The 19056-nt window shown below is 72.3% G+C and carries 19 protein-coding genes and 1 riboswitch; of the genes, 9 read left to right on the plus strand and 10 right to left on the minus strand.

From position 1 onward, the window contains the following. Positions 1-12: 12 nt before the first annotated feature. A complete protein-coding gene (locus FO059_RS05950; protein WP_143907165.1) occupies positions 13-1350 on the minus strand; it encodes an alpha/beta hydrolase in 1338 nt (445 codons plus the stop codon). A gap of 193 nt (positions 1351-1543) precedes the next feature. Here FO059_RS05950 and FO059_RS05955 point away from each other — a divergent pair, with 193 nt between their 5' ends. Next, on the plus strand, positions 1544-1978 hold the full coding sequence (locus tag FO059_RS05955; RefSeq protein WP_143907167.1) for an SRPBCC family protein: 435 nt from the start codon (positions 1544-1546) through the stop codon (positions 1976-1978). A 48-nt stretch (positions 1979-2026) separates the two neighbouring features. Here FO059_RS05955 and FO059_RS05960 read toward each other — a convergent pair whose 3' ends face one another. Then, positions 2027-3442: an amidase gene (locus tag FO059_RS05960; RefSeq protein WP_143907169.1), complete on the minus strand. Its 1416-nt coding sequence runs from the start codon at positions 3440-3442 to the stop codon at positions 2027-2029. A gap of 226 nt (positions 3443-3668) precedes the next feature. Here FO059_RS05960 and FO059_RS05965 point away from each other — a divergent pair, with 226 nt between their 5' ends. Continuing rightward, entirely contained in the window at positions 3669-5264 is a 1596-nt protein-coding gene (locus tag FO059_RS05965; RefSeq protein WP_143907171.1) for a flavin-containing monooxygenase, read from the plus strand. Here the strand turns inward: FO059_RS05965 and FO059_RS05970 are convergent. The 3 genes from FO059_RS05970 to FO059_RS05980 form a co-directional block, all read right to left on the minus strand. Next, positions 5213-5884 (minus strand): DUF3239 domain-containing protein, encoded by a 672-nt coding sequence (locus FO059_RS05970; RefSeq protein WP_143907173.1) that lies wholly within the window; start codon positions 5882-5884, stop codon positions 5213-5215. The two genes, FO059_RS05965 and FO059_RS05970, sit on opposite strands and share 52 nt — an antisense overlap. A gap of 46 nt (positions 5885-5930) precedes the next feature. Continuing rightward, positions 5931-7622, minus strand: coding sequence for a DNA repair helicase XPB (locus FO059_RS05975; RefSeq protein WP_143907175.1), 1692 nt, complete (start codon positions 7620-7622; stop codon positions 5931-5933). A gap of 117 nt (positions 7623-7739) precedes the next feature. After that, complete coding sequence (locus FO059_RS05980; protein ID WP_143907177.1) at positions 7740-10127, minus strand: helicase-associated domain-containing protein; 2388 nt, start codon at positions 10125-10127, stop codon at positions 7740-7742. Positions 10128-10188: 61 nt separating this feature from the next. On the opposite strand from FO059_RS05980, the gene FO059_RS05985 reads away from it, so the two are divergent. The 4 genes from FO059_RS05985 to FO059_RS06000 all read left to right on the plus strand — a co-directional run bounded on the left by FO059_RS05985 (position 10189) and on the right by FO059_RS06000 (position 11972). Continuing rightward, positions 10189-10413 (plus strand): hypothetical protein, encoded by a 225-nt coding sequence (locus tag FO059_RS05985; RefSeq protein WP_282451494.1) that lies wholly within the window; start codon positions 10189-10191, stop codon positions 10411-10413. Between the two features lie 103 nt (positions 10414-10516). After that, positions 10517-11008: a cyclic pyranopterin monophosphate synthase MoaC gene (moaC, locus tag FO059_RS05990; protein ID WP_143907179.1), complete on the plus strand. Its 492-nt coding sequence runs from the start codon at positions 10517-10519 to the stop codon at positions 11006-11008. Beyond that, entirely contained in the window at positions 10993-11514 is a 522-nt protein-coding gene (locus FO059_RS05995; protein WP_168226587.1) for a MogA/MoaB family molybdenum cofactor biosynthesis protein, read from the plus strand. Before moaC ends, FO059_RS05995 begins: the two co-directional genes overlap by 16 nt. 29 nt (positions 11515-11543) lie before the next feature. Continuing rightward, on the plus strand, positions 11544-11972 hold the full coding sequence (locus tag FO059_RS06000) for a molybdenum cofactor biosynthesis protein MoaE (protein WP_143910491.1): 429 nt from the start codon (positions 11544-11546) through the stop codon (positions 11970-11972). Positions 11973-12098: 126 nt separating this feature from the next. On the opposite strand, the gene FO059_RS06005 is transcribed toward FO059_RS06000, so the two are convergent. The 3 genes from FO059_RS06005 to moaA all read right to left on the minus strand — a co-directional run bounded on the left by FO059_RS06005 (position 12099) and on the right by moaA (position 14791). Beyond that, positions 12099-12752, minus strand: a complete 654-nt coding sequence (locus tag FO059_RS06005) for a transglycosylase family protein (RefSeq protein ID WP_143907183.1) — start codon at positions 12750-12752, stop codon at positions 12099-12101. Between the two features lie 9 nt (positions 12753-12761). Next, a riboswitch (cyclic di-AMP (ydaO/yuaA leader) is annotated at positions 12762-12937 on the minus strand. Positions 12938-13303: 366 nt separating this feature from the next. Continuing rightward, positions 13304-13573, minus strand: coding sequence for a MoaD/ThiS family protein (locus FO059_RS06010; RefSeq protein ID WP_143907185.1), 270 nt, complete (start codon positions 13571-13573; stop codon positions 13304-13306). A gap of 135 nt (positions 13574-13708) precedes the next feature. After that, positions 13709-14791, minus strand: coding sequence for a GTP 3',8-cyclase MoaA (gene moaA, locus FO059_RS06015; RefSeq protein ID WP_143907187.1), 1083 nt, complete (start codon positions 14789-14791; stop codon positions 13709-13711). Positions 14792-14945: 154 nt separating this feature from the next. Between moaA and FO059_RS06020 the strand changes: the two genes are divergently transcribed. Further along, complete coding sequence (locus FO059_RS06020) at positions 14946-15845, plus strand: ABC transporter permease (RefSeq protein ID WP_143907189.1); 900 nt, start codon at positions 14946-14948, stop codon at positions 15843-15845. Positions 15846-15967: 122 nt separating this feature from the next. Then, a complete protein-coding gene (locus FO059_RS06025; protein WP_143910492.1) occupies positions 15968-17161 on the plus strand; it encodes a sulfate/molybdate ABC transporter ATP-binding protein in 1194 nt (397 codons plus the stop codon). Positions 17162-17278: 117 nt separating this feature from the next. On the opposite strand, the gene FO059_RS06030 is transcribed toward FO059_RS06025, so the two are convergent. After that, positions 17279-17563 carry a hypothetical protein gene (locus FO059_RS06030; protein ID WP_143907191.1) on the minus strand — a complete coding sequence of 95 codons (285 nt, stop codon included), beginning with the start codon at positions 17561-17563 and terminating at the stop codon, positions 17279-17281. Positions 17564-17911: 348 nt separating this feature from the next. Between FO059_RS06030 and FO059_RS06035 the strand changes: the two genes are divergently transcribed. Beyond that, positions 17912-18322, plus strand: coding sequence for a cold-shock protein (locus FO059_RS06035; RefSeq protein WP_143907193.1), 411 nt, complete (start codon positions 17912-17914; stop codon positions 18320-18322). A gap of 51 nt (positions 18323-18373) precedes the next feature. Here FO059_RS06035 and FO059_RS06040 read toward each other — a convergent pair whose 3' ends face one another. After that, complete coding sequence (locus FO059_RS06040; protein ID WP_158726574.1) at positions 18374-18955, minus strand: DUF2771 family protein; 582 nt, start codon at positions 18953-18955, stop codon at positions 18374-18376. Positions 18956-19056: the final 101 nt, after the last annotated feature.

Raw genomic sequence — 19056 nt, forward strand, 5'->3', positions numbered from 1 at the left:
GTGATCGGGAGGTCAGACGCGGGAGGCCGCGGCCCACTCCAGGAATCTTTCGACCCCGCGCCCGGCCCGGCGGGTGCGGATCGAGTTCAAGTGGTCGTAGGCGTGCTGTGCCCCGGGGAGTTCCGCGAAGGCGACGACGCCGTCGGAGACGTTGCGCAGGTGGCGGACGAAGTGCCGCGACTCCTCGATCTCCACGCCGGTGTCGTCCGTCCCGTGCAGAACGAAGAACGGCGGCGCGGAGGCGTCCGCTTGCAGCAGCGGCGACGCCAGAGCGAAGTCGGCGGCGTCGTCGACGGGGTCCTTCTTGAGGATCATCGGCGCCAGGAAACGGTCCCGGCGCTTGGTGGCGTGCGCGGTGCCCGACTGCGCGGTGAAGTCGTAGATGCCGTACTGGGACACCGCCGCCTGGATCGAGGTGTCGGCCCCGTCGGGCAGGTGCGGCTGCAGCCGCGGGTCGTTGGACGTGAGCGCGGCGAGCGAGGCCAGGTGCCCGCCCGCCGAACCGCCCGTGATCGCGATGAACGACGGGTCTGCGCCGTACTCAGAGGCATGCGCACGGACCCACGCGATGGCGCGCTTGACGTCGAGGATCTGCGCGGGGAACGGGTCCTTGGGGCACAGGCGGTAGTTGACGCTGACGCACACCCAGCCGCGTGCGGCCATCCGGTGCAGCAGGGGCAGCGCTTCGTACCGCTTGTCGCTCCCCATCCACATCCCGCCGTGCACGTGCACCAGGACGGGCGCCGGACCGCTTCCGCCGCCCGGGCGTGTCCCGCTGCGCGACCGGTAGACGTCGAGCCGGCACAGCTTCTCGGCCCGCGCATGCGCCGCGGCGTCCGCGCCGTCCACGCCGTCCGGGTCGAGGTAGGAGATCTCGCGGAGCACCTCGACGTCGCCGCTCCGCAGCGGCACGGGGGACAGGCGCGCGGCGAGGCTCTCCCGTCCGGCTGAGGGCGGCCGCCCGCGGCCGATCGCGTCGTCCAGCGCCGCATCCACCGCGGTCCCCGTGGCCATGGCCCGGCGGATGAGTTCGGCCTGACCCGCGATGGTCAGTGCGGACACGGCGGCGGCCGCCGCGCCGCGCCCCTTCGCCACGCCGACGGCGGCATCCGCCGCGGAGGCGCCGAGCAGGTACGGCGACAACTCGTTGACCGGGCCGCCCACCATCATCGAGCCTGCGCCGAGCCAGTAGTTCGACGGCGGTGCGACGGAGTTGGCGGTGACCGCGGCGCCGGCCCAGAGCCGCGGCGGGACACCGCCCGCCATGCGGCGCAGCGCGCGCAGCGGGCCGCCCGGCCGACCCGCCCCGCCGCGGTTCCGACGTCCCGATTCCCTCTCAGCGCTTTTCATGCCCGCTGATGGTAGGTGGGGTGACGCGATTTGTCGCGAATGAGTTCCGGTGCACAGGCGGTGGCGGAGCCGTGGCGGAAGGGGCGGGCGCCGGTACGGGTGGCACGATGGCGGGTGGCGACAGGCGTTCGGCTCGCCGGCGTGGTGCAGAGGGCGTCACGGTGTGACGCGACACGATCAGAGGGAGTTCACTGTGGGAGAGGTCAAGGCTGTCAGCGAGATCGACATCGTGGCGGAGCCGTCGGCGGTGCTCGAGGCGGTGGCGGACTACGCGACCGTCCGCCCGAAGATCCTGCCGGACAACTACCGCGACTATTCGGTGGTGCAGGGCGGGAACGGGGACGGCACCATCGTGCGCTGGACCCTGCAGGCCACCAAGAAGCGCGTGCGGTACGTGGAGGCGGCGGTCTCGGTCCAGGGCGACACCGTGACGGAGACCGACGCCAATTCGACGATGGTCACCACGTGGACCGTCACCCCGATCGCCGACGGGGCGCGCGTGGCGGTCGAGACCGCGTGGGCGGGCGCCGGCGGCATCGGCGGCGTGTTCGAGGGCATCTTCGCGCCGCTGGGGCTGCGGAAGATCCAGGCGGAGACCCTCGCCAATCTGGCCAAGCAGGTCAAGTAGCCGGTCGTCTCCGCGGCGGCACCGTCCGGTGCCGCCGCGGAGACGGAGTCAGCCCCGGGCCGGCCACACCGGCGTGATCGGCCAGGGGCGCTCCCTTTCGAGCTGGGCGGCGACCCGGATCAGCAGGTCCTCGCGGCCGAAGGCGGCCACCAGTTGCACGCCGACGGGCATGCCGTCGCGGTCCGTGCCCAGCGGCAACGAGATCGCGGGCTGGCCGGTGATGTTGAACGGGCTGGTGAGTCCGCCGTAGACGGCGCCGTGCGTCCAGATGGCCTCCACCGAGCCCGCGTCCAGCAGACCCAGCGGCGGCGTCAGCGCGCCGAGCGTCGGCAGCATCAGCAGGTCGTGGTCGGCAAAGAACGCGCCGACCGTCCCGGCCACGGACGCCAGCTTGTCCAGTGCGATCCCGAAGTCCGCGGCGCTCAGCGTCTTGGTGCGCTCGTAGATCATCCGGCCGACCGCTTCGAGGTCGTCGTCGCGCAGGTCGCGGCCCAGAGCGGCCAGCCGGGCGTCGACCGACGCGGTCATCGACACCGCCATCCCCATCGACATGGGCGCCACCATGTCGTCGAGCGGGAACGTCGGCGCCCCGGGTGCCACGCGGTGACCCAGCCCGGACAGCACCGCCGCGATGTCCTCGACCGCCGCGGCGCAGTCCTCGTGCACGGGGCCACCGTCGGGGAAGTGCGTCATCGTCGCCACCCGGAGGGTGCCGGGGTCGGCGCCCACCTCCGCGGCGTAGGTGCGGGCCGGCTGCACGATCGTGACCGGGTCGCCGATGCGCGGCGCGGAGACGACGTCCAGCAGCAGCGCCGAGTCGCGCACGCTCCTGGTGACGGCGTGCTGCACGGACAGCGGCGCACCCAGCGGGTTGCCCGCGCACGTGCGTCCGCGTGACGGTTTGAGGCCCACGAGTCCGGTCATGGCCGACGGTATGCGGATCGAGCCCCCGCCGTCGCTGGCGTGGGCAGCGGGAAGGATGCCGGCGGCCACGGCCGCCGAAGCGCCGCCCGACGATCCGCCCGGGGAACGGCTCAGGTCGTGCGGGTTGCGTGCCGGCCCGAACAGCGCGGGCTCGGTGGAGGCGTTCTGTCCCCATTCGGGCGTGTTCGTCTTGCCGACGACGGCCAGCCCGGCGCGCCGGTACGCCGACACGATCGGGGAATCGGCGTCGGCCGTCGCGTCCGCGAACAGCCGGCTGCCGTTGGTGGTGGGCAGCCCGGCGACGTCTGCGCCGAGATCCTTGATGGCGAACGGGACCCCGTGCAGCGGGCCCTCCGGGAGTCCGGCGTCCACCTCGGAGAGCACCTCGTCGGCGCGCGTGGCGACGAGGGCGTTCACCGTGGGGTTGCGTTTCCCGATGCGGTCGAGCGCGAACTCGACGACCTCGCGCGCGGACACCTCTCCGTCGCTGATCGCCTGCGCCAGACCCGTCATGTCGCGCTTGTCGAACAGTTCTTCCATCCGTGCTCCTTCGCCGTGGGCGTTCTCGCCGTCCCGGATGCGCCGTGCGCGCGGTGTCGCGATGCCGTCATCGGCGCCATTGTCGGCCCGGACGCGCCGTGGCATCCACCGCAGTCCCTGTGAGCGGGTGACCATGGTCACCTCCGGGTACGGTCGATTCAGGGCGGCGGGGGTGGACGACCGGCGACGGGGCGTGTGCCCGGATCAGGCCGGGAGGATGATGAGCATGGAGGGCGGTCGGACATTGGCGACGGGCGTTGTTCCGGAACCCGGTGCGGGCGAGGGCGGTGCGGGCGAGGGTGGTGCAGCCCGGAGCGCCGACGGGTACGGGTTCGCGATCATCGGCGCGGGCCTGGGCGGGCTGGCGGTGGCCATGGAGCTCGCACGGTCCGGGCGCACGGACTTCGTGCTGCTCGAGCGCGCGGCGGACGTGGGCGGGGTGTGGCGCGACAACACCTATCCGGGTGCGGCATGCGACGTGCCGTCGCCCTACTACTCATTCTCCTACGAACCCGAGCCGGACTGGCCGCGCAGGTATTCGGAGCAGCCGGACATCCTCGCCTACATCCGGCGGCTCGTCGACGACTACGGCCTGCGGCGCCGCATCCGCTTCGGGGCCGCGGTGACGGCGGCGCGGTTCGACGAGGGGGCGGCCCGATGGGACATCACGCTCGGCGACGGAGAGGTCCTCCGGGCACGGTTCCTGGTTCCCGCGGTCGGCCAGCTGTCCACTCCCATGCTGCCGCCGATCCCCGGCATCGCATCGTTCTCCGGCCCGGCGTTCCACTCGGCCCGGTGGCGGCACGACGTCGACCTCGCCGGCAAGCGGGTGGCGGTGGTCGGGACCGGCGCCAGCGCCGTCCAGTTCATCCCGCACGTGCAGCGCGCGGCGGCCCACCTGACGGTGTTCCAGCGTTCCGCCCCCTATCTGTTGCCGCGACTGGACCGTGCATACGGTGCGCGGCACCGCAGGCTGTTCCGCGCCGTGCCGGCGACGCTGGCGGCGGAACGGCTGTTCTGGTGGTGTTTCGCGGAGCTGTGGACGCTGCAGATGAAGGGCAATCGCGCCGTGTCCGCCGCGTTCCGCGCGTGGTCGGCCCTGCACCGGCGTCGGGGCGTGCGGGACCGGCGGCTGCGGGACGTGCTCACCCCGGACTACCGGATGGGGTGCAAGCGGGTGCTGTTCTCCAGCGACTACTACCCGGCGGTGTCGCAGCCCGATGTCACGGTCGAGGCCGACGACGTCGTCGGGGTGACGCCGAGCGGCATCACCACCGCCTCAGGCGCGCAGCACAGTGCGGACGTGATCATCTTCGGCACCGGCTTCCGCGCGCAGGAGTTCTGCACCGCCGTCGACATCCGCGGGACGGGCGGCGCCGCACTGGCCGAGCGTTGGGCCGACGGTGCGCGGGCGTACCTGGGGATCGCGGTGCCCGGCTTCCCCAACCTGCTGTTGATGTACGGGCCCAACACGAACCTCGGTTCGGGTTCGATCCTGTTCATGCTCGAGCGTCAGGCCGTCTACATCCGCCGCCTGGCGGAGCTCGCCGACGCGGCGGGCGCCGACGCCGTCGACGTGCGGCCCGACGTGGAGGCCCGGTTCGACGCCGACGTGCAGCGGCAGCTGGCGCACAGCGCGTGGACCGGTTGCGACAGCTGGTACGTCGCCGAATCGGGCAGGATCGTCAGCAACTGGCCGGACACGGTCTCCGCCTACCGGCGCATCACGTCGCGGGTGTCCCTGGGCGACTACACGCTGATCCGGGCCGGTCAGCCGCGCAACGCCTCCGGCAGGTCACGCTTGGACAGCAGGATCATCTGATTGGCGGACTTGTCCACCTCCGCCGTGCGCGGAATGCTGCGCTGGAGCAGGTCCCACTCGTAGCCGGCGATCAACGACTGACCCTGGCCGATCACCGACTTGTCCTTGGTGCCCCACGACAACGGCATGAGACTCGCGGTCTGCCATGACGCGCCCCGGTACCGGTTGGAGCGGTCCTGCAGCACGGCGACGCAGGGGATCTTGGCGCCGACGACCATCGGATGTCCCGTGATGGCCGTCGCGGTGCGCGTCACCAGTGCGTACACCGGGTCCACGTCGCCGGTGCGGGAGACGTTGACCAGGCCCAGCAGGGTGACGCCGTGGCGGCGCTTCTCCGCGAGCACGGCCCCCACCAGCTGACTGCGCTCGTACTGCTGCTTGATGGAGCCGACCTTGCGGGGCAGCAGGTACGCCAGGACGATCGAGCCGACGCCCATGATCACCAGGGCCGCGGCGAGGATGTACCAGCCGCCCGAGCCGAACACGGCCGCGAGCACGCCGCCGGCGATCCACAACAGCGCGACGAGAATCGAGGAGATGCGCAGCCGGCGCAACTCCTGGTAGTTCTCGTTGACACTCTTGGCGAACTTGACATCGACGGGGAACGGCAGTTGGCGCACAGCACCGATCCTAGCGGTCGCCGTCACGGCATCGGCCGCCGCCGGGTCACGCGTCGCCGTCGGGCAGGTCGCCGCCGACGTCGGGGATCGACGGCCCCAGCAGTTCGTCCGCGTCGACGATCCGGTAGGCGTACCCCTGTTCGGCCAGGAAACGCTGCCGATGCGCCGCGTATTCGGCGTCGAGGGTGTCGCGCGCCACCACCGAGTAGAAGTGCGCCTGCCCGCCGTCGCGCTTGGGCCGCAACAGCCGGCCGAGCCGCTGCGCCTCCTCCTGCCGGGAGCCGAAGGTGCCGGAGACCTGCACCGCCACCGCAGCCTCGGGCAGGTCGATCGAGAAGTTGGCGACCTTGCTCACGACCAGCGTGCGGATCTCGCCGTTGCGGAAGCTGTCGAAGAGGCGCTCGCGCTCGGCGGTGCGGGTGGAGCCTTGGATGACGGGCGCGTCCAGCGCGGCGCCGAGTTCCTCCAGCTGGTCGAGGTAGGCGCCGATGACGAGAGTCTGCGCGCCTTCGTGCCGGTCGAGGATCGCCTGCACCACCGGCACCTTGGTCTCCGCTGTGGAGCACAGCCGGTAGCGGTCCTCGGAATCGGCGGTGGCGTAGATCATCCGCTGGTTCTCGGTCAGCGTCACCCGCACCTCGACGCAGTCCGCGGGCGCGATCCAGCCCTGTGCCTCGATGTCGCGCCACGGTGCGTCGTACCGCTTGGGGCCGATCAGCGAGAACACGTCGCCCTCGCGGCCGTCCTCGCGCACCAGGGTGGCGGTGAGCCCCAGCCGCCGCCGGGACTGCAGGTCGGCCGTCATGCGGAACACCGGGGCCGGCAGCAGGTGCACCTCGTCGTAGACGACCAGGCCCCAGTCGCGCGAGTCGAACAGCTCGAGGTGCTTGTATTCGCCCTTCGACCTACGCGTGATCACCTGGTAGGTGGCGATCGTGACGGGCCGGATCTCCTTCTTCTCGCCCGAGTACTCGCCGATCTCGTCCTCGGTGAGGGTGGTGCGGTCGATCAGCTCGCGTTTCCACTGTCGCCCGGCGACGGTGTTGGTGACCAGGATCAGCGTCGTGGCCTGCGCCTTGGCCATCGCTGCCGCGCCGACCATGGTCTTGCCCGCGCCGCAGGGCAGCACCACCACGCCGGAACCGCCGTCCCAGAACGAGTCGGCTGCCAGCTGCTGGTAGTCGCGCAGCTGCCAGGGATGGGTGGTGGTATCCAGGGCGATCTCATGCGCCTCGCCGTCGACGTATCCGGCGAGGTCCTCCGCGGGCCAGCCCACCTTGAGCAGCATCTGCTTGAGCCGCCCGCGCTCGCTGGGGTGCACGCGCACCGTGTCGTCGTCGATGCGGTCCCCGAGCATCGGCTTGATCTTCTTGTGGCGCATCACCTCTTCGAGCACCGCACGGTCGAGGCTGATCAGGGTGAGCCCTTGCGCGGGGTGCTTGACCAGCTGCAGGCGCCCGTACCGCGCCATCGTGTCGGCGACGTCGACCAGCAGCGGCTGCGGTACCGGATAGCGCGAATAGGAGACGAAGGCGTCGACCACCTGCTCGGCGTCGTGGCCCGCGGCGCGCGCGTTCCACAGCGCCAGCGGGGTCACGCGATAGGTGTGGACGTGCTCGGGCGCGCGCTCGAGCTCCGCGAACGGGGCGATGGCGGCGCGTGCGTCCGCGGCCTGCGGGTGGTCCATCTCCAGCAGCAGCGTCTTGTCGGACTGGACGATCAGCGGTCCGTCGCTCACGTGGCCTCCCCAGTGTCGTCGCCGGCGGTGTTGAATCCCGGCGGTGTTGAATCCCGGCGGTGTTCGGAGCCGCCGGGCGGGATCGGCCCGGGCCGGCCCCGTCGTCGTCAACGCTCCTCAGTCCGCCAACGATACCGACGTGATCCGGTGCAGTGAAAAAGCGTGGCGGGCGCCGGTGACGGTGTCGAGCGCCTCCAGGACGCCGCCGTTGAACGCGAGGGGCTCGACCAGGCGGTGGATGGCCGTGCCCTGGGCGTCCACGTAACCCACCGTCACCGTCCGTCCCGTGCGCGTCGCGGTCTGCAGCAGGGAGACGGTGGCGGCGCCGCCGGCGCGCGTGCCGTCGGCGCGGACGGTGCGGGAGCCGGAGTTCTCCTCCGCCTTGTCGCCCGCCCGCATTCCGGCGACGATCGCGGCGAGATCGGCGTCGCCGAGGGCGGCGGGGCGGGGCCGGTGCACGTTCTGCCGTGTCCGGCGCGGGGTCGCCACCCGGGCGCCGCGCGGGCGCAGGTCCAGGACGCCGCCTTTCGCGTCCTCGCCGACCGCGGGAATGCCCGCACGGCGCAGCACCTCCATGAGGTCGGCCAGCTCCAGACCGCACACGGCGACGGTGGGGGCCAGCCGGCGAAGTCCCAGGTCCGGCAGCCGGGTGAGGACCTCGGACAGCAGGACTTCGTCCTCGCATCGGAGGAACGCGTTGGCGAAGCCGATACGCAGCCGGCCGTACCTGCGCGCCACGTCGTCGATCAGGTAGGTCAGGGCCTGCGGGACGGGGGTGCGCGATGCGCCGGCGAACAGCTCGTGCAGCTCGGACCCGCTCATCCCGGAGTCCAAGCCGGCGCGCAGGGAATCCTCGGTGAGCCGGTACACCGTGGCCGCTCCGGCGGACTCGACCTCCGCCACCCGCGAGATCGCGGCCGCGAGTTCCGGCACGAGTGGGCCGGGCGCGATCATCGTGAGGTCGGCCTGCAGCAGCACGTGGTCCACCGGTTCGGGCATGGCCGCCTGCATCGCCGCCGCCGCGGGATCGGCCCGCTCGTCGGTCCCGGCCTCCTCCGTAAGCCCGCGACCGGGGGCGGAGAGCGCCCCCTGCGCGACGACGCCCATGTCCTGCGCCTCTGCAAGGAGGTACTCGACGTAACCCAGCGGCATGCGTGCGTGGCGGCGGGGCCGCAGCCACCGCAGTGAGGCGAGCAGGTCGGCCGCGCCGATCCCGGTACCGGCCGGCTCGGCGGCCAGCCGCCCCAGCACCGCCTCGCGGTCGGCGACGACGCCGGGGGCGGTGAGCTCTGCGGCCAGCGCGGGCACCACCTTGTCCGCGGCATCGCGCGTGCCGATCTCCCAGATGCGCCGTGGCATCCGCAGCCAGGTCCGGGCCAGCACCGCCCACCGGGCGGCCGGTTCCAGGCTCAGCCACGCGTCGATCTCCGTGGACGGCGCCCAGTAGGAGTCCGCGGCGTCGTGCTCCGGGACGGGGTCGGGCAGGCCGGAGCGGATGAGGTCTGCGCGCGCGAGGACCTCCAGCAGGAATCCGATGCGCCGTTCAGCAAGCGAGAGCTCCTTGGCCAGCCGACGGATCTCCCGCACCCCCACCCCGCCGCTGCGCAGCACGGGCACGGGGTGAGCGCCCAGCGAGTCGAGGACGGCGCCCGCGTGCCTGAGCAGCTCCGCGGCCTCGCCGGCCGCGGTGGCATCGACGGTGGCGGGATCGTGCACCGTCGGCGACATCGGGGGAGGGGTGAGCCGCACCTGCGCGGCGGCCAGGGATCCGGCCGCGGAGCGGACGGCATCGGGCAGCCGGACGGTGTGCTCGTCGACCTTCTCGAGCAGGCCGGCGCGGATGAGGCGCTGCACGGGGCTCGTCTGCGGGGCGTCGTGCGCGGCGGCACGGGTCCTGCCGAGTCCGCCTCCGGCGAGCAGCGCATCCACCATGGACCGTTCGTCGTCAGGCAGCGATTCCAGCCGGGCGGTCATCCCGTCGGGAGCCGCTGCGGTGCCGCCTCCTGCGCTGTCACCCCCGTCGCCCCGGTGCGCGGTGCCGTGGTCCACGATGCCGGCCTTGGCGAACGCGGCGGGCGGGGAGGGCAGGACCTCCCGTGCAGCCGGGGCCATCTCCAGGCCGTCATGCCCCCACACCAGTGCGGCGGCGCGGAGCGCGCCCAGCGCACGATCCACGGCGCCGGGTCCGGCGGCCTCGTCGAGTGCGTCGTGCACGGCGTCGACGTGCACGGGGGCGGTGTCGGCATCGGCGTGGGCGAGCACCCCCAGGACGGCCATCGCGAGCGTGTCGTGGTTCTCGGCCGCCCTGTGCACGGACATGCGCTGCGCGGCGCGGTCCGCCAGCACGGAGGTCGAGGCCGGGGGCGCGACGGCGAGGTCGGGGCGGAGCCGCACCAGCAGGGCGAGGTCGTCGTCCGTGCACCGCCGCAACCACTCGGCGAGCCCGATCCCGCCGCCGTCCGCGGCGTGGTCGGCTTCGGGGTCTGCTGCACTTTCTGTGGCCATCGGGACCCAGGTTAGTGACCTGGGCTGGCCGATGTCGGCGGCGAGGTGTCAAAATGGGTCCGTGGCTGAGAATTCGGTGGCGGAGAACGCCCATAATGTCGAGATCGCTGTGTCCCATCACCGTCATGACTCGGGATGGCCGGAGCTTCCCGAGGGCGAGCACGCCGTGACGGAGCTGTCGTCCGCCCGTTCGGGCGGGCTGTCGCCGTTCGGTGAGGTCATCGAGCTTCCGCTGCCGGCGGAGGACCTGCCGTACTTGCATCCGATCACGGTGCCGAACCGCTGATCTTCCATTTACGGGGCGTCTTCCCCGTACGAGGAGTCTTCCACGTACCGGGCGCCGGCACGGCGGCACCGCCATGCCGGCAGTGCACGCAGGAGGTTTCGCGATGACCGCCGACGACGGGGCGCCCGCAGCGTTGACGCATGTCGACGAGGCGGGCCACGCCAGGATGGTCGACGTCGGCGGGAAGCCGTCGAGTGCCCGCCGCGCAGTCGCGGCGGGCACTTTCCGCACCACCGGGCAGGTGATCCGCCTGCTCGTGGACGGTGCGCTGCCGAAGGGCGACGCGCTCGCGACCGCCCGCATAGCCGGGATCATGGCGGCGAAGAAGACGCCGGAGCTGGTGCCGCTGTGCCATCCCATCGCCCTCTCGGGGGTCACGGTGGAGTTCGAGGTGGGGGAGGAGTCCGTCGGCGTGACGGCGACCGTCCGCACCACGGACCGCACCGGCGTCGAGATGGAGGCGCTCACCGCCGTGGCCGTGGCGGGCCTCACGCTGCACGACATGGTCAAGGCGGTCGACCCCGCCGCGGCGATGGACGACGTGCGCGTGCTCGCGAAGGACGGCGGCAAGACCGGCGAATGGCGTCGGCCGTGACAGCGCAGGACGGTCGCGGGAGGACAGACGTGGCCGCGCGGACCGCGGTCGTCATCGTGGCGTCGACGCGCGCGGCCGGCGGCGTCTACCCGGATCGTGCGGGGCCGGTGGCGGTGGACTGGCTGCGTGCGCGCGGATACTCCGCCGCGGACGCGCGCGTGGTGCCCGACGGCGACGCGGTGGGCGCGGCCCTGAGAGACGCGTTGCGGGCCCGCCCCGACGTCATCCTCACGTCCGGGGGCACGGGAATCTCCCCCACGGATCGGACACCGGAGCAGACGGCGCCCCTGCTGGAAAGGACCGTGCCGGGCCTGGCGGACGCGATCCGCGACGCCGGCGCGCCGCAGGTGCCGACCGCCGTGCTGTCGCGCGGCGTGGCGGGAGTGGCCGGACGCACCCTGGTGGTGAACCTGCCCGGTTCGTCCGGGGGCGTGCGCGACGGCCTCGGCGTGCTCGACGGGGTGCTCGACCACGCCGTCGAGCAATTGCGGGGAGGGGACCACTGATGGCCGGGCACGGGCCGGATACTGCGGGCGTGACGGCGGAGGTGCGCCGCGCGGAGGTCTCCGCCGCGCGGATCACGCTCCGCGGCCACGAGGACCACGTCGCGCACCACTCCGCCGGCGCGGTCGTGGGGTTCTGCGGCGTCGTCCGCGACCACGACGGGGGGCGCGGCGTGCTCCGGCTCCACTACACCGCGCATCCCAGCGCACAGGACGTGCTGGCGCGCGTGGCGCAGGAGATCTCCGAGGCGCATCCGGGAGTCCGGGCCATCGCAGTGAGCCACCGCGTAGGCGACCTCGAGATCGGCGACGAGGCCCTCGTGGCCGCAGTCGCCGCGGACCACCGGCACGAGGCGTTCGCGGCCTGCTCCGCGCTCGTGGAGGCGGTCAAGGAGCAGCTTCCGGTGTGGAAGCACCAGTTCTTCTCCGACGGCACCGACGAATGGGTGGGCTGCGCGTAGAGGTGGCGCGGGCGCGGCGTGCACATGCGGTGCCCGGCCCTTCGAACGGCCGGAGGAATGGGAAAGGTCCGGTCCGCACCGTGTCGGTGCGGACCGGACCTTTCGCTGTGCTCTGCCGGGCGGGTGTCAGCCCAGGTTGAGGTTCGCCAGCGTCAGGTAGTGGGCGACCACGTCGCGGTCGACGTCCACGCCCTGAGCCGATGCGTAGTGCACGGCGTTCGCGGCGGCATCCTGGATGTTCGCGCGGAAGTCGTCGTTCACCGGGACGTTGTTGTCCGCGGCGTAATCGAGGACCTGGTCCACGATCTGGCTGACGACATCGGCAGGCGCCTCCTCGACGGGGGCCGCGGGCGCGGCCTGCGTCACGGCGGGAGCCGGGGCCGGCTCGGGGGCGGGCGCGGCGGGGGTGCGCGGGGTGTAGCCGCCGAGTCCCTTGCCGCACACCGGCCATGCGCCCTTGCCCTGGCCCGCGAGGACCTCTTCGGCCACGGCGATCTGCTGGCTCTGGGTGGCCTGGTTGGCGCTGGGCGCGTATTGCGTTCCGCCGTAGGCGGCCCAGGTGCTGGGCGAGAACTGGAGCCCGCCCTGGTAGCCGTTGCCGGTGTTGATCGACCAGTTGCCGCCCGACTCGCACTGTGCGACGGCGTTCCACTGGGCGTCGGTGGCGGCGTTCGCGGTGCCGGCGAGTGCCAGCGATGCGCTGCCTGCGACAGCTCCGGAAACGGCGATCTTGGTCATGGTGCGCCCGGCAGTGCTGGGCTTGCGGTGACGTCCGGCCATCGTTCTGGGATTTCCTCTCCACACACGCCTGCGAAGTCAGCTGTCGGGTTGGGGCTGAGAGGTAGCCCTGCGCACCGTGCCGGCCTGCGGCCGTTCCGGTGTGCGTTCACCCCTAGGGGCCGTGTGGCGGCACGGGCGCGTCGCCCGGTCCTCCGTGGCCCCGATGTCCTTTGCGGACTTGGGTTCCCCGCTTCCGTCCCTGGGTTGTTCGTCGGTATCCGGGTCCCCGTCGGACGGAGTTCGGCGTTACGGGGCCGGATCGGCCGAGTCATCGACCGCGGACGACGCTATCCGTTACGGGACCGTGAGTCACGCTTGTCTCCGTCGCGGGCGCTTGATAGTCCATAACTGGCCTTCATTGCAAATCTTCGCCGTTGTTGCAGGTGACAGCCTTGTGTTACCTAACGATGCGGGGTCGTTACCCTACCGTGACGTGATGCACGTCACTTCTGGTCAAGGATTGCGGCTTGTTCGGGTGTGTCGTGGTCGACGTGCTCCACTCTTGACGGGAGCCGGGCCCGCGACCAGCGCCGACCCGTCGGCGCCGGCTCTCAGCCGCCCGCGAAAGGCGGGAGGATGTCCAGCGTCCCGCCCTCCGGCGGGAGGTGCAGCGGGGCGTGCCGGTCGCGCACGGCGACGCCGCCCCACAGGAACGAGCAGCGGTTCAGGACCTCCGAGACCGCGGGGCGCACGGCGGCGAGGTGCTCCAGCACGCCGTCGAGGCTCGGGGAGGGGGAGGGGCTGGTGATGAGCTCCTCATCGCGGCCCGCGGCAGAGGCCGCCCCCGCGAAGTATCGGATGGAGATGGTCGGGGCGCTCACAGGCGTCGCCTTTCTGTCAGGGCACGTTCGGCAGGGATTCTCCCGGCGTGTCCGGAAGGGGGCCGCGTTGCGCTCTCAGCGTGCTCTGAAGGCCGGTGGCGGGATGGCGCGTGCGCATACCCGCCCTCGGGCGTATCAGCCGCCGATGGCGCTCATCGGACGGTCGGGCTGGTGGAAGCCGGGCGAGCCGATGCCGTGGCCGGCCTTCTTCGCCCACATGGCCGCACGCCAGCGGCGGGCTATGGCGTCGTCGTCCGCGCCGCCGCGCAACAGCGCGCGCAGGTCGGATTCCTCGCGTGCGAAAAGACAGTTGCGCACCTGGCCGTCGGCGGTGAGCCGGGTCCGGTCGCACGCGGCGCAGAACGGCTCGGTCACCGAGGCGATGATGCCGACGGTGGCCGGGCCGCCGTCGACCAGCCAGCGTTGGGCCGGTGCGGAACCTCTGTGCGCCGGGTCGGGGGTGAGCCGGAAACTCGCCCCCAGCACTTCGCGGGTCTGTTGCGCCGTCACCATCGTCGAGCGGCGCCAGTCGTGGCCCGCGTCGAGTGGCATCTGCTCGATGATCCGCAGCTCGTAGCCGTGCTCCAGGCAGAACTCCAGCAGCGCGGGAGCGTCCTCGGCGTTGAGGTCCGGCTTGAGGACGGCGTTGACCTTGACCGGCGTCAGGCCGGCGTCGTGCGCCGCCTGCAGGCCCGCGAGGGCGTCGTCCAGGCGGTCGCGCCGGGTGATGGCCGCGTACTCCGTGGGGTCGACGGTGTCCAGCGACACGTTCACCCGGTCGAGTCCGGCGTCGGCGAGTGCCTGGGCCTTGCGTGCAAGGCCCAGGCCGTTCGTTGTCAGGGCCAGGCCGGGGCGCGGGTCCAGAGCCGACGCGGCGGCGATGATGTCGACGATGTCCCGCCGCAGCAGCGGCTCCCCGCCGGTGAACCGGATCCGGGTGACGCCGAGGTCCCGGGTGCCGATGCGCAACAGCCGCGTGATCTCGTCCGCGGTGAGGAGCTCGTCCGTCGGCAGCCATTCGAGCCCCTCGGCCGGCATGCAATATGTGCACCGGAGATTGCAGCGGTCGGTGAGCGAGACGCGCAGGTCGGTGGCGACCCGCCCGAAGGTGTCCGACAGCGGGCCGCGGGCGAACCGCGCGTCGGCTTCGTCGATCCCCGCCGGGCCGTGCGCGGCAGCTTCGCCCATGGCCGGCAGCCCCAGGTTGACCGCTGTCATGCCACCACCCTATCCGTCTGCGGCGCCACGTCGACCTGTGAACCGTGGATAAGCCGCCCTGCGCACGACGGTGGGCGGCGACTGTGCATGCGCATCGCCGAAGGGAACGCAAATGCGGTCATGCGAGGAGGAAAAAGGCGCATATGATGTTCCAATGTTGCGGACGCGGACCGGAACCCTGCGGCGGAACCACGTGGCAGCGCCCGGATGGCTTCTCCTGCCCGCCGCGATCGGGGTCATCGTCATCGGTCTGCCCATCGTGGGACTCGCGGCGACGGTGCCGTGGGGCCGCTTCCTGGGCCTGATCTCATCGCCGTCGTCCCTGACCGCGCTGCGCCTGAGCCTGCAGACCGCCGCGGCGGCGACGGTGATCGTGGTGATCCTGGGCGTGCCGATCGCGATACTCCTGGCGCGATCCGAAGGGCGCTGGGCGCGGCCGGTGCGGGCCGTGGTGCTCGTGCCCCTCGTTCTTCCGCCGGTGGTGGGCGGCCTCGCCCTGCTCTACACCTTCGGCCGGGGCGGGATCGCCGGCGCGCGGTTGCAGGCGCTGGGCATCGACATCGCCTTCTCCACCACCGCGGTGGTCCTGGCCCAGGTGTTCGTGTCGCTGCCGTTCCTGGTGCTGAGTCTGGAAGGGGCGCTCCGGGGAATGGACACGCGCTACGAGGCCGTCGCGTCGACGCTGGGAGCGCGCCCGGTCCGGGTCCTCCGCAAGGTCACGCTGCCGATGGTGATGCCGGGCCTGGTCTCCGGCGTGGTGCTGGCGTTCGCGCGGTCGCTGGGGGAGTTCGGTGCGACGATCACCTTCGCGGGCAGCCTGCAGGGCCGCACCCGTACGCTGCCACTGGAGATCTACCTGCAGCGTGTGGACGATCCGGACGCGGCAGTGGCGCTGTCCATGGTGCTCATCGTCGTGGCGGTGGTCGTGGTGGTCGCCATCCACGGACGGGGCGCCCGGTCGCGCGGACCACGAGGGCGGAAAGGTCCGGAGTGGAACGGTCCGGGGCGAGGTGGGCCTGTGCGGGGCGGGGCCCGTGAGGAGTTGGTCGTGTGATGAACGACGGGAGTGTGCGCGTGTCCGGAATCGATGAGGACGCCGGTGACCGCGGTGCCGCCGACGGCGCGCCGTGGCTGTCGATCGACGCGACGGTGATCGAGCGGGGGTTCGCGGTGTCCATGCGCCTCGCCCCGGGGGAGGTGGTCGCGGTCCTCGGTCCCAACGGGGCCGGAAAGTCGACGCTGCTGTCGGTGATCGCGGGCCTGGTCCGGCCCGACGCCGGCCACGTCCGCGCCGGCGAGCGCATGCTGCTCGACACGGACGCCGGCACGGACGTCCCGGTGGCCCGGCGCAGGGTGGGGCTGCTGGCGCAGGACGCGCTGTTGTTCGGCAGCCTCTCGGTGGCGGAGAACGTCGAGTTCGGGCCGCGCAGCCAGGGCGTGGGCAGGCAGGAGTCCTCCGAGACGGCGCGCCGCTGGCTTGCGGAGGTCGGTGCCGGTGACCTGGCGGAGCGCAAGCCGCGGAAGCTCTCGGGCGGCCAGGCGCAACGCGTCGCGATCGCGCGGGCGCTGGCCGCGGGCCCGGAGGTGCTGCTGCTGGACGAGCCGATGGGTTCCCTCGACGTGGCCGTCGCCGCGCAGGTCCGCTCGATGCTGCGTCGTGTCCTGCGCGACCGCGCGGCGGCGACGGACGGGCGCAGCGCGGCGGTGATCGTCACGCATGACCTGGTGGACGCGCTGACGCTGGCGGACAGGATCATCGTGCTCGACAACGGGTCGGTCGTCGACGACGGGCCCGTCGAGCGGGTGCTGCGGTCGCCGCGGAGCCCGTTCGCGGCCGACCTCGCCGGTACGAACATGGTGTCGGGGCGGGCGGTCGCCGCTGTCGACGTCGCCATGGAGCCGGACGGGGCCGGTTCCGGGGGGCGCGGCGGCCGGCGGTGGCGCCGGGAACGTGCCGCCAAGGCGCCGGCCGCCGGCGGGGCCGCGGTGGGAATGGCTGCCGGGGGCTTCGCGGTGGAAGGCGACGCGCCGTCGTCGTCCGCGGCGATCCGCACCGTCTCGGGCGCCCAGGTGTCGGGCGGTACGCTGCACCGGCTGGTCGAGGACGAACCCGCGGTGGCGGTGTTCTCACCCCGCGCGGTGGCGGTGTACCGCACGGCCCCGCACGGTAGTCCGCGCAACGTGTTCCGCGTTCGGGCGACGGCGGTGGAGGCGCGCGGGGATGCCATCCGCGTCCGGGCGGCCGATGATGCGGGCACTTCGCTGATGGCCGAGATGACCACCACCGCAGCACGAGAGTTGGGCATCGCGGCCGGCGACGAGGCGGTGTTCGTCGTCAAGGCGTCGGAAGTGCGGGTCTACCCCGGCTAGCCGCACTGCCCGGGGACCTGGCCGTATCACCCGCGGGCTTTGCGCGCCGGCACCCTCCGGACAGGCATTCTCCGCACAGGGAACTTGCGCAAGTGGAGTTTGTGCAGGGGACGCGGATCAGGCGCGTTCTCGTCGGCCGGAGACGAGCGCGCCGGCCACGCCGACGATCATGCCGAGCGGACACAGCATCGCGGCGAAGTAGAAGTACGTGCTCAGGTGCGCGTTGAAGACCGGCGCCGCGAACGAGATCGCGATCGCGACCAGGCCCACGGCGAACAGCACGATGCCGAGCCGGATGATCGCGGTCGAGACCGGGTGGCCTGCGCCGGCGGCCTGGCGCGCCGTGGCTCCGGACTCCGGTGCCCGCTCTGCTGTGATGGGGGGTGTCGGTGCGTCGTTCACCTGTACCACGGTAGCGCGTCGGCGCCGCGCGCAGGCCGCCGACCGTCCACGCGGCCCGTGTCGCCGCCGTCCGCGGGCCGGATGGCGGCGACGCAGGTCGGCCACGGAGCATCGAGCGCGGCGTCGGGGGTAGTCTCGGAACGAGGACGCGTCCTGCGGTGTGCGGGGCGCGTCAGTCGTGCGGGTGGCGCGTGAGAAGTGCGGGTGCACACGTCCGTGCCGTGCGCGAAGGCCCCCGCGGCGCGGCCTTCGGGCCCCGCAGTGCGGATTCGGACATGACGGCGGTGGTTCGAGCACGACGACGGTATTCGAACAGTCGCGTTCTTTCGCTTCGAGAGGGTGAACACGGTGCCGACGGGCAATGTGAAGTGGTACGACAGCGCGAAGGGTTTCGGCTTCCTGACGCAGGACTCGGGTGAGGATGTCTACGTCCGCTCGGGCGCGCTTCCCGAAGGGGTCGAGTCGCTCAAGGCCGGGCAACGGGTCGAGTTCGACATGGCGACCGGGCGTCGTGGACCGCAGGCGCTGCGCGTACAGGTGCTCGGGCCTGCCCCGTCGGTGCGCCGCGGACTGCAGGCCCGCCGCGATGCCGCGCACCGGCGATCGCCCGACGAGCTGCACGGGATGGTCGAGGACATGATCACCCTGCTGGAGGCCACGGTGCAGCCTGATCTTCGCAAGGGGCGATACCCGGACCGCAAGACCGCCCAGAGGATCTCCGAGGTGGTCCGGGCGGTCGCGCGCGAACTGGACTCGTGACCGCCTGCGTGTGACCGGCCGCACCGGACCCACGCGGTGGGCACTGCCCGGTCAGCGGGTCTTTATGGACCAGGTCGCATGGTCGATGTAGGTGACCTCACCCGTCGCCTGGTCGATGATGCCGGTGGGCAGCGTGATCTCGACCCCCGCGAGCACGTTGCCGTCGGGGTTCACCGGCGGCACGGTGACGGAGTGGGTGCTGCCGGGCGTGAAGATCTGCTCCTCCGGGATCAGCGAACCGACCCCGCCGTCCACGACTCCGGGATCGACGTAATAGCGCTTCAGGCTCCACGGGGCGCTCGCTATGGCGTCGGGGACGTCGATCACCATCGGGGTGCCCTCCGACACCGGGATGTCGGCGGTCTCGCCCTGCGGGTCGCACTCGGTGGGTGTCTGCGGATCGCACCACTCGAAAGGCTCGACCGCCACGGTGCTGTCGCCCACGGTGGCCGTCACCGTGGGACGTTCGACCGTGTCGTCGGTGACGAGGTTGAGCACGAGGATCGTGACTCCCACGATGGCCGCCACGACGACGACCGCGATGAGGCTGCGCAGGATCAACCGTGTGCGGCGGCTGCGGGCCGGGCGCCGGCGCTGCGTGCTCCTGCGCTCGTCTGCGTCGGTTGTGCTCACCTGGTGCTCCTCATCATCATCTTCCGGAATCCTCTGCATCGCCGTGGTCGTCCCGGCGCTGTGCGGCATGCCGCACGGGCTCCGCCGTCCCGCGCTGCCCG

The sequence above is a fragment of the Tomitella fengzijianii genome (assembly GCF_007559025.1).
GTDB classification, from domain to species: domain Bacteria; phylum Actinomycetota; class Actinomycetes; order Mycobacteriales; family Mycobacteriaceae; genus Tomitella; species Tomitella fengzijianii.